The organism is Arthrobacter sp. ZBG10, assembly GCF_001238605.1.
Taxonomy (GTDB): domain Bacteria; phylum Actinomycetota; class Actinomycetes; order Actinomycetales; family Micrococcaceae; genus Arthrobacter.
This window is the reverse complement of the sequence record NZ_LFQH01000056.1, coordinates 51,324-61,818: the sequence shown is the minus strand read 5'-3', so window position 1 is coordinate 61,818 and position 10,495 is coordinate 51,324. Positions and strand designations below refer to the sequence as shown.

At 58.3% G+C, this 10,495-nt stretch carries 8 protein-coding genes; 5 read left to right on the top strand and 3 right to left on the bottom strand.

The features are described from left to right. Nucleotides 1-239 precede the first annotated feature (239 nt). On the top strand, nucleotides 240-1,904 hold the full coding sequence (locus tag ACU18_RS14185; protein WP_050686539.1) for a CocE/NonD family hydrolase: 1,665 nt from the start codon (nucleotides 240-242) through the stop codon (nucleotides 1,902-1,904). A 1,177-nt stretch (nucleotides 1,905-3,081) separates the two neighbouring features. Here ACU18_RS14185 and ACU18_RS20370 read toward each other — a convergent pair. Next, nucleotides 3,082-3,321 (bottom strand): helix-turn-helix domain-containing protein, encoded by a 240-nt coding sequence (locus ACU18_RS20370; protein ID WP_197273589.1) that lies wholly within the window; start codon nucleotides 3,319-3,321, stop codon nucleotides 3,082-3,084. Between the two features lie 738 nt (nucleotides 3,322-4,059). Between ACU18_RS20370 and ACU18_RS20455 the strand changes: the two genes are divergently transcribed. Continuing rightward, nucleotides 4,060-4,314, top strand: coding sequence for a DUF4913 domain-containing protein (locus ACU18_RS20455; protein WP_082178342.1), 255 nt, complete (start codon nucleotides 4,060-4,062; stop codon nucleotides 4,312-4,314). 811 nt (nucleotides 4,315-5,125) lie between these two features. Beyond that, nucleotides 5,126-6,208, top strand: coding sequence for a hypothetical protein (locus ACU18_RS14180; protein ID WP_157407726.1), 1,083 nt, complete (start codon nucleotides 5,126-5,128; stop codon nucleotides 6,206-6,208). A gap of 800 nt (nucleotides 6,209-7,008) precedes the next feature. Here the strand turns inward: ACU18_RS14180 and ACU18_RS20265 are convergent. Beyond that, on the bottom strand, nucleotides 7,009-7,578 hold the full coding sequence (locus ACU18_RS20265) for a hypothetical protein (RefSeq protein ID WP_231686096.1): 570 nt from the start codon (nucleotides 7,576-7,578) through the stop codon (nucleotides 7,009-7,011). Nucleotides 7,579-7,690: 112 nt separating this feature from the next. On the opposite strand from ACU18_RS20265, the gene ACU18_RS14175 reads away from it, so the two are divergent. Together ACU18_RS14175 and ACU18_RS14170 are read left to right on the top strand one after the other, a co-directional pair. Beyond that, nucleotides 7,691-8,965, top strand: a complete 1,275-nt coding sequence (locus ACU18_RS14175; RefSeq protein ID WP_050686536.1) for a hypothetical protein — start codon at nucleotides 7,691-7,693, stop codon at nucleotides 8,963-8,965. A 251-nt stretch (nucleotides 8,966-9,216) separates the two neighbouring features. Then, nucleotides 9,217-9,753, top strand: coding sequence for a hypothetical protein (locus tag ACU18_RS14170; RefSeq protein ID WP_050686535.1), 537 nt, complete (start codon nucleotides 9,217-9,219; stop codon nucleotides 9,751-9,753). A 43-nt stretch (nucleotides 9,754-9,796) separates the two neighbouring features. Here ACU18_RS14170 and ACU18_RS14165 read toward each other — a convergent pair whose 3' ends face one another. Continuing rightward, the gene (locus ACU18_RS14165; RefSeq protein WP_157407722.1) at nucleotides 9,797-10,411 is read right to left on the bottom strand and encodes a hypothetical protein; all 615 of its coding nucleotides are present in this window, start codon (nucleotides 10,409-10,411) and stop codon (nucleotides 9,797-9,799) included. Nucleotides 10,412-10,495: the final 84 nt, after the last annotated feature.

The window sequence follows — 10,495 nt, the reverse complement described above, 5'->3', positions numbered from 1 at the left end:
TCGTCGGCGCCATCATCGCAACCCTCGGAGCACTCCTCATCCTCCCCATCACCGCAGGACGCCGCACCGACCTCGACACCCACTGACACGAGAGTCCGCCCGGTGACGACGGCTCGCTCATAACCGGTTGCGCCATCAAAGCAGTGCGGTGTGCGCCACCTCAGCACTGGACGTTCAACCCACACGCTCAAGGACAGATCTGGGCAATTCTGCCCCCAGTTAGAGGAGATTCTTCCGGAATGTCAGATATCACCATGAAATTCGATCTACCGGTTCCCATGCGGGACGGCACAGTGCTCATGGCCGACGTAGCTTGGCCAGCGGGGGACGGCCCGTTCCCGGTGCTCGTGGAGCGCACTCCATACGACAAGAACTATCGGTCCACCGCCAACTTCGATACGATCGATGGCTTGCGCGCCGGTTTCATCATCGTTCGCCAAGACACCCGCGGCAGCGGCAAGTCGGAAGGTGAGTGGATGCCGATGAAATACGAGCGCGAGGATGGATACGACACGATCGCGTGGGCGGCTACCCTCCCCAAGAGCAATGGCAAGGTGGGCACCTTCGGGGGTAGCTACACGGGTAGCACGCAATGGAGCAGCGCGATCGCTCACGCCCCGGAACTCCGAGCGATGGCGCCGTTGGTCACCTGGAGCGATCCGGCGGACGGATTGATGTTCCGTGGCGGCGCCGTCGAACTCGGACTCAACTCCTGGTGGGGTCTAATGAACGCTCTCCCCCACTTCCTGCACACCTATCCGCCGGAAATAGCGTTCCCGAAGATGGGGCAGGCTCTAGGCCACTTTGCGGCGCTGAAGGAGAGGTTCTGGGAGCTGCCTGCGGCAGCGCAACCGTTCTTCGTAGATCTCGGCATGCCGGACGTCGGGGTGGCTCGCGCCCTGGAAGACCGATCGACCATGGACGAATCCCGCGTGGACGGGCACTACGAAAAGCTCAGCGTGCCGTCACTCAACATTGCAGGCTGGTACGACGTATTCGTCCAGGGATCGGTGGACAACTACGTGGGGATGCGCGCGCAGGGTGCCGCCACACGCCTCATCGTCGGGCCGTGGTCGCACTCCTCACTCAATGCTGGCGCTACCTTGGGAGAAGTCGGCGAGGTGAACTTCGGCCTAGGAATGCTCTCCCCCGGCGGGGAGCAGATCTCGAAGATCAACTTCGACTGGTACGACCACTGGCTGCGCGACACGCCCGCCACTAGCGCCCATGAATCAGGCGTGCTGATCTTCGTGATGGGAGCCAACGCCTGGCGCGCCGAAACGGACTGGCCCCTTGCCCGCGCCGTCACCACACCGCTCTACTTGGACGAGGAGTCCGCCCTCAGGTGGGACGCGCCCGAGTCGACGGATGCGGCGTCCACCTATGAATATGACCCTGCCGACCCGGTCATGACGCGCGGTGGAAACCTAGTGATGGGGTCGGACTACCCTGCCGGGCCCTACGATCAGAGGATCGCCGAGGAGCGCGACGACGTGCTGGTATTCACCACCGCGCCGCTCGAGCTGGATGTCGAGATCACCGGCCGCATCAGTGCGACGTTGTTCGCGGCCACAGACGGCCCGTCCACTGATTGGGTGGTCCGACTATGCGAAGTGGACTCCGAAGGGGTGTCCCGAAACATCGTTGACGGAATCACCCGGGTTCACACCGAGGCGGGACGGATCGACGAAGTGACCATCGACCTCTGGTCGACATCGATCCTGATCAAGGCCGGTCACCGTCTGCGCGCTCACGTGACATCGAGCAATTTTCCTCGATGGGACCGCAACCTCAACACCGGTGAGCCGGCGAACGTGGGCACCACGATCCGAGTTGCTCAACAGCGCATCCTGCACGATGCGGCACATCCCTCGCGAATCGACCTTCAGATCATCCCCGCCTGACTTCATACGCAACTCTCAGACGGCTATGCCGCGAGTACTCTCACTCGCGACATCGCCGTCTGAGTGCTGCGGTCGAGCGAACGGGCCTCGCCCAGCGATCAACCCGTAGTAGAGGACCCTGCCGACCGCAGCGATGCCTCACCAGCGGTCAAGGCCACTCGTTTCAAGTACCGCGCGGACTGCAAACCGTCGCCCACTTGGCCCTCAGCATTGCGTCGGCTGAACTCACCGAAGAACGAAAAACTCCATGGCCGCAATCGGTGGCTATAAAGAAGATTTAGGTGTGGACAGTGTCCACACCCATTTTGGCCTGACAAAGCAACGGCGAATCGCCTTGTCATGCCAGGAGCGAGGCGGATCCTCGCGGCCTCGAAGCATGTTCTCGAAGTCATGTTGCCCTCAGTCCCCCTACCCATGAAGAGGTGTAGGCCAACCGCTACCTACCGGGCGAACCAAGAGAGGAACGCATAGCCCCAGTACACAGCCAGCGGAGGGCCAAACCAGCCACGACCCTGAACCCGCTCCCCATAACTTCACAGGCGACCCGCGGTGCCAGGCACACCTCGCGGCCAGTGTCAGAGGAACCCGACCACCCAGGCACACGTTAAAGCAAAAACCCCCTCTGACGAGGGGGTATGCCGTGCCCGAGGTGGGACTCGAACTGTCTTCCGGGCCTTGCGAATACAGGGACGTCCCGGAAACGTGCGGAATCCGGGCCAGCCCGGCCCCTGAACCACCCGATCCGAACCGGAAAGTGTTGACATTGTCCACATCCCGTTATTGGCATGACTCACTGCGCCTAACACTTTCGGAATCAATTAGAGCACCGGATGCTTAGGCTGTGATTGGATCCGGATGTAGCTGACGTCGTCGAGGCCTGAGACCCGGTGATGAGTTCATGGCCGAAGAACTCGTGGTGCAGGACCCCCAATCCGGCGAAAAGGACGGACCCGCATACTGCGTCGACTGGGAGTGACAAACAGCCTAGTCACCCGACGCGAAAGCCCGTCAGGTTTCTGGGAAGGCCTGGGACATGAAGAAGAAGCGGAAGCGGGAAGTCAGCCTTGAGGGCGATGAGGGCCTGGGCCTTCACCTTTGTTTTTGACCCCTCAAGAGCGCAATTTTCCCAGATATGCGACTTCGGCCCGCAGGCGTTCGTTCTCCCGCCGTAGCCGTTCTAGCTCGGATACTTCTGCAAGCTGGGGGCAGTCCCGTCCGGATTCCGGGGTCTGCCCTTGGGTTTTGGGCGTAAGGCGTCCACGCCTTCACGGCGGTAGGGACGCACCCACGACTTGAGAAGCACGGCCGATGATAAGCCGGCCTCTTCCGCCAAGGCCGGTGCAGTCTCGCCAGCGAGGAACCGTTGCACTAGGGCGAGCTTGAATTCGAACGTGTACGACTGAGCAGGCTTCCTCACAGCGCACCTTGACCATGGATCCTCCACCGCCGATACAGCCTCTTAACAGGCCCACGAGACTTACGAGGCACACCCAGCATGGTGGCTGTCGCCGTGTAAGCAAGGCCCTTCTCAAACCACGCTACAGCCGTTGTGCGCTGATCGGCCGACAAAGAACTACTCGAACGCAAAACTGCTCCCCGTAAGTCGAAACTGAATTTTCAGTCCAACTTACGGGGAGCAGTTCACTTTCTGACGGGGCTTTCCTTTGCACCTCGACGGGCTACGGACGACCGGTGTGTCGGCTGCGCCGTTGGAGCTGCTGCAGGTATCCAACGGCAACGACCAAGGTCAGCCATATCTGCCACACAGGGCCCGAACCCAGGCCGCCCCATGGAATTGTGCCTAGGCCCAGACCGGTCACCAGGCCCAGACCAAGCCAAAGAACGGCCTGGGCGGCTCTTGTGCTACTGCGAGATGCCGGTGCGGCAACAACGCCGGCCAGCAAGAGGGCGCACACTGCCCAACCAATCAAGAACACTCTTAGCTGCTGGTCTGCCGGCACACCGCTGCTGGGCCACAGGAGAACTGTGGTGGTAACTGCAGCCAGGACGAATATCGCCCCGAGAAGGACATCCTTGCGTTTGGTCGGCTGTGTTGCCTTTTGGGCTGACAGTGACATGATCACTCCTTAGTAGGGACCGCACCTGACGATCGGATAGCAGGAAGAACGGTTGCAGCAGTTCAGGCTGACACACCATGGGCAGCCTACTGTTGCGCAGGCTATGCAGGTGGCCAGAAGGCCGCATGCGAATGCGCAGCCGTAGCAGCACGACTGGACGCAGCCCCATGTCGGCCTGGTGGATCCAGCACTGGGACCCACAGGCCCGCACACTGTTTTCCGGAACGGGGCCGTTCAAAGGCTGCCAACGGCAACACGCATTCCTTGACCGGGCACAGGACTACACACCGCGACTGGTGACTGTCGCGCCGCCGGCCGACTGGATGCCCTGATACTTCGCAACGAATGAAAGGCGAAGATTATCCAGGGAGGGCCACTGGGCAGCCGCGCCAAGCAAAATTTAACGGACTCCCGCAATCATCCTTGTACGCGCTCATCAGTGCGCTATGGACTGTAATTTTTAGGAGGAAAACTTAGGCTTTAGGCAGGGGGCTAAATTTTCCAGCGACGTCAAGGGGTAGTTTCTGCTGTTTCCTAGATCGAATTAGAACGGGAATACTCACAAGAATCAGCAGAATTCCCGAGATCGACATCCACGCAAAAGCTGGCGTGGCCGGACAGCCTGCCGATACGTCGTCCACGTCACAAACTAATCCCGGCTGGAAGATTCCCAGCAAACTTAGTCCAATACCAAGTATCAAAGCCACCGTTCCGATTTTTCCCCATACCCAGTTTTTCATGTCCCCATGAAACCACGGCTGGAAGTCTCGATCTACTTTCTAGACCTTGCGAGCAATAGATCATCCGATGGGACTACGTCCAAGATGATTGAACGTCAAACTATCTGGCTTTTTATCAAGGGGAGCCCAGTACCTGCCGGGAGGCGTATCGTCCCCGTCCTGAGCCACCATGAACGTCGCCACTTGCGACACGGTTCAAGGTTGGAGCAATACCGGCTGTCTTCGATAGATCGCGGTTGTCCTCACGAGAATATTGGGTTTCATTAGATGCAGGGCGGTCCTTCTAGCGGGCGGATAAGGCGTTTTTCTGCCGCTTCACCACCCCAAATTAAATCAGTTACGATACTGCTGTTTGTAAATTCTATTTGGGGGAAAATTGAAAAAAACATATCGGGCTACACTCTTGTCATCAATACTTGTGGGGCTGTTGTGTCCGGCGTTTGCATCGCCGTCACTTGCGAACGATGAGTCTCTAGGCTCGGACTCGCGAGCCTCCGTTGATGGCATCATTACCAAGGTCGCACCAGAAGTGTTGGATAACATCTTCAGTGGTCTTACCGTTGATGGCGACTCAGTTTCGGCCACTCTGACCGAAGTAGGGTCGACAGATCAGATGAGATCTTCAACCCCTAGTGTGGTTACTAAAACGACCGACATTCCCTTCGATCCGAAGGTGCCTATCACTCTGAGCAAGGATGGAGTAGTCACCGCTGGGATCACTCTTCCTTTTGCCGATAGCACGACGGACGCAACTATCCTCGAGGGCGGACGTCAGGTCTTCGACCACAACAACGACGCCTCCTCTGTGCCGGTTGTCAAGGAGGACGGATCGGTACAGATCACGACGCTCATTTCCACGAATGAGGCTCCATCTCGTTATTCCTACGAAACTTCCGTCCCAGGCGCGGCGTCGATCGAGTCGATTGACAGTGGCGCACTCATCTTCCGCAACGCCGACGGCAACTACCTCGCCGGGATTGCCCCCGCGTGGGCTAAAGATTCTTCCGGGACCCCAGTACCCACTCACTATGAGGTCGACGGGCTAACCATTACACAGGTCATCGATCACTCCCTCCTGGCTCCATCCGCCTACCCGGTGGTGGCAGATCCCTGGATGGGTAAAGATCTGTTCTCGAATACCTGGAACGGCTCAATGAATAGCCAGCTGACCGTCAATGCGACCAAGTCGACTTACGGGCATAGCATCCACACGCCCGGTGTCGGGATAACGATCTTCCTCAATGAAGGATGGTGGGAGCTTCAGGCAAAGAAACCTGGCGTCAATCTCAAGGCTTCATTTCGTCAGCAGTACGAGTGCCACGTTGCAGGCGGCTACTACACCTTTGCCGGCGCCTGGAACCTAGAGCAGTTCCGGCCAGACAGGATCCTCTATTGGGGCAACGGCGTTCATATCCACCGATGCAACTCGGCCCCCGGCGATGGCCCGGGGAGCTTACCGCGGCCGCCGCAAAAAGGTTTCGACTGAAAGGCGAACGGGTTACGCCACAGGACCGCTCTCCGGCGAGTAGAAGGCGGGTTAGGCTCACACTATGAAGCTCCGGAGCGTACTTCTGCTTGCGGCAGGCGCCGTTGTCGCCGCGTTGGCATGTGCTGTCCTGCTCGGCCGTATGCCCTGGGCAAGTCGGGAGTGTCCAGCGGTCGGTGACGCCTATATGGGTGACGTGGAGCTGGCCTTTTCCACCCCGCCGGAGTCAGTAGCGGCTTGTCTTGGGGAGAGTTGCGCTCCTGAGCCGGTAGCGAGAAACGCTGAGGGAAAATGGCTGGTACCGCAGTCACCGCCATACCTAAATTCACTTGTCAGCGTCACCTCGATTTCCGTGGAAGCAATGTCCACTTCAGGGGACCGCGTAGCCCGTGTTTTGCCAATAGAGACGGAATCAACCGGGGAGCATCCCTTCGGACCCGGATGCGGCGGCCCCTTCAGGTTCAAGACGGTGCAAGTAGCTCCTAGCTGAAGCGGATGAAACATCACGCGCGGACGGTGGCGGCGGTGGCCTCGGATGTGGAACGAGGGGCGACTGATTGAGCGCAGGGCCGTCCGAATGGAGGTGAACAGCGTCCGCTTTGTCCGAGCGCAGACTCAGCGCATTCATGACGAATAACGCGTTGGAGACCTACTCGAACCCACAGGATTCAGTTCTTTGTAAATTTCCGGAGGAAAAGTCTGGAACAGTCCTCTCATAGAGAATAGATCCGGCTAATAAATCCTTCCTGTATCCGGTGACAAAGCCCTGGGTGCGGTATATGCTCCGTTCAGTTCACTTTCTAGGGGAGCACAATGAAACGCAATTGGTTGTGGCAGAGCATTGTCCCGTCTTTGTTTCTTGCGCTACTCCTCGCGTCGTGCGGAGACCCCAAAACGGGCGGACCAGGTACTGAAGTACCCGCTCGGAACACGACCAGCTCCCCGCTTTCAGCAACATCCACCACCAGCGCTACAACGCCTACCAGCTCAATGGCTGGCTCAACCAGCACAACCCCGCCCACGGAAATATGCGCTGCCTTCCTGCCCACGGCACCTTGCACTACGTACAGCAGCGTTTCCGGCACATCAGGTAGCGCAGAACTCCCTTGGGTGACGGCGGGCAGCGTCACAACGGCATTGGCTTCCGTCAACGGAGAACTCCAGCTAAGCGTGACCACGCCATGCGGACCCTTGAGCGCCAAAGCAACAATCACGGGAGACACCCTTGCTGCGAAGGACATAGCAACAGGCGCGTCCGGCTGCACGGCTGATAGCGGCGAGCAACAGCTATGGGTGACGGATTTCCTGAAGCGGCCCATCCACATGGCATTAAGCCAGGGCATACTCACCTGGACCAGCGGAACAGACACGCTCAAATTCAAGAGTGACTTACACCCTACTTTTTGATCACCACCCTCAGGGGTGCAAATCAACCATGACTTAATCCACGACTGATCTACCTAACCGAAAACTGGGTGAATAGTGACGTTAGCCACTCACGCCGTCCGCACCGCAACAATTGTCATTGTCATGCTGGCTTTGACAGGAATTGGAGGGGGCGCAGCGGTTGCCAGCCCGGATCCTTCACCAAGCCCAACCGGTCTGAGCGAAATTGACAACTATGCGCAGGCGAAAGGCTCCACGTTCATCGCCAACCAGCAACAACTCTCAGACTTCAAGGGGTGGGTCATTACACTCCCAGGGACCGAAGAAGCCGGATACGTCGAACAGGTGAACGACGCATCCAACCTGGCCACTAAAGTCCTCTGGAAAGGGCCGTCGCCGCTGCGGGACACAGTGGCTGCCGAGGCCAAAGCCCGCGGGATTGCCGTTACCTTCGCGGAAAGACCATATTCGATCCCGCAAATCTATGCCGCAGTCAAGAAGATCGAAGCCAAGACACAGTCCTTCGCTGCGCTAGGGTTCCAGATCGACGGAATAATCGGTGTTCGTGATGATGATGGAGCCATCGCTATCGAAGGCAACGCCATCGGTAAAGCCACACCGGATCTGCCAAACGTGGCAGCAATCGCAAAACAGGCTGCAGGCGTAGAAGTGCGCGTGAAGGACAAACAGAAAACTACTCCCGCAGCGACACGATCCAATGACTACGCTCCGTTCAACGCCGGCGGCTACATGGCCCGCATCGGCGGAGGCACCTGCAGTACCGGGTTTGCCCTACGGGACGCCAACCGCACCTACACGATCACGGCACGGCACTGCCAACAAGGCTCTTGGTACGCCCGGCTCGGTGGGGCCTATTACGGAACAGAGATCCGCGATTCGCCGGACGGCCAAGCATCCCTGATGAGCGGCACCGGCAGCTGGTACATGTTCGACGGCGCCTGGAACAACAGCGCAGGCTATTCAAAAACCGTCTCAGGGTTCCAAGACGTCTCCCTAGGCGACTCCGTTTGCACGAGCGGAGGAAACTCCGGTGTCCATTGCAACATCAAAGTCATCAGCATGCGTCGCTGGCATAACGACGGTTACGGTGGCGCCTGGCAAATCGAAGGCTACCAGCAGACAGCTGGGCAAATTGCGGCAATCCAAGGCGACAGCGGCGGGCCCGTCCTCATGCCCCGCGCCAACGGAACAGTAGGGGCAGTGGGCATGATTCAAGCCGTAATCAACGCTGACACCAACGGCTGCGCACCCGCTCAAGACCTCGGCGCAAACGTGTGCTCCCCCGACGTGCTCTTCACCTCTACTCGCACCATAGCCAATTCCCTCGGCATGAGCCTCGTTATCGGATAGCCAAAATGTTGACTGCATCCGGCAAAGACAACCACGGAAGGCTTCGCCTGTAGCCTGCACGATTCGAATCCATATGAAAGCAAAAGGAGCGCCCTGGCATGGACCAGGGCGCTCCTTTTCTACTGTGTTGTTGGATAGCGGCCAACAAGGCAAGCATGCCATGCGGCGCACAATCTAATCTTTGGTGATGGCATTTCCCCTAAGCCAGGTATCGGTTACGTCGTTTAGAGGGCACCGTTTAGTCTCAGGGAATGGATATTGCCGCGGAGACTGTTCAAGTACAGCTGGTCAACTCGTGGTGGGAACAGATCATCCCGGTTGCAGCACTCTTGATCTCGCTCTTCGCCGTCGGATTGACCCTCTTTTTCCGCTATGCGGACCGCCTAAGACTCAAAGTCAACACCTCCTGGTCAACAATGATCGGCCATGACGGGGACATCCTGGAGGGGGAAGATCGGGTCACAGTCGAAGTGACAAACAAGAGCCCCAACATAACCACGCAAATAACTGCTCTGACCCTGCAGTTGGCCGGAGGGAACAACTTCGCATACATGGACCCCGGTCCTTGGGATGATCAGCTACCAAAAACCATTGGACCTGGGGAAAGCATGTCTCTCAGCTACCCAGCCCGCGGGTTAGGAATTGCCTTGCAAGGGCAAGCGAACGGGGCCGGATGGGTTCGTGGCCGCGCGGTAAGCGGCCACAAGACAGTAGTCGCCAAGAAACGTCGCGATCTGGTTCGGGAGCTTCGTTCCTACGCGCTCAGGCATCCCCACCGACCCCGCTAACAAAAGAGCTGCCCCTCCACACGAAGAGGAATCCTAGTCCGATCTACAAGCGTTCCGGGCTGCTCGTGGAGCTACGACGCCAGTCATGTCCGTCAATGAGATAGGTCATTTCGACAGTAAACCGATTCATCGCCCTGCCGCTGAGTTCCTCCGAGCGCGCAGGTACATCTTGAATCTCAACCATCTGGCGGAAGTCATCTCCCGACGCTACGTGTACGTCAGCAGGCAGCGGACGCATGGGTTTTAGCCTCTCATCAAGTGTCATGGCGCGTACGGATACCCCGTATTTCGAGCGGTTCTTAATCCTGACGTGAAAGCTCGTCATCATCTGATCCGGTCCTGAACCGTAGGCGGCACCACCCTCCAAGGAAATGGACACACTTTTGGCCTGATTCATCTCGGCCTGTTCGCGCGCGAGCTGCTCATCTCTGGTCTTTTCGTAGTCAGCTTGACGGGCTTTCTCACGCTCGACCTGGTCCGAGCGGAAACTTCGAACGGCCCACAAAAGTGTGAGAACCGTTGCAACGGCACCAAACCACGTGCCTGTCGCTTCAATCCAATTGGGCGTCCAATTGTTCACGACTAACAACGCTAGACACGCGCCCAGAGTGAGCCCGGCTATTCCCCACATGAGGTGAACGATCATTCGTGACGTCATGGCACCACAGTAGCTACAAGTCCCCTCAACCAAGTCTATTCAGGACCCCTAAGCCTCCGCGTAGGACGTTCCATTTCCAAGGAA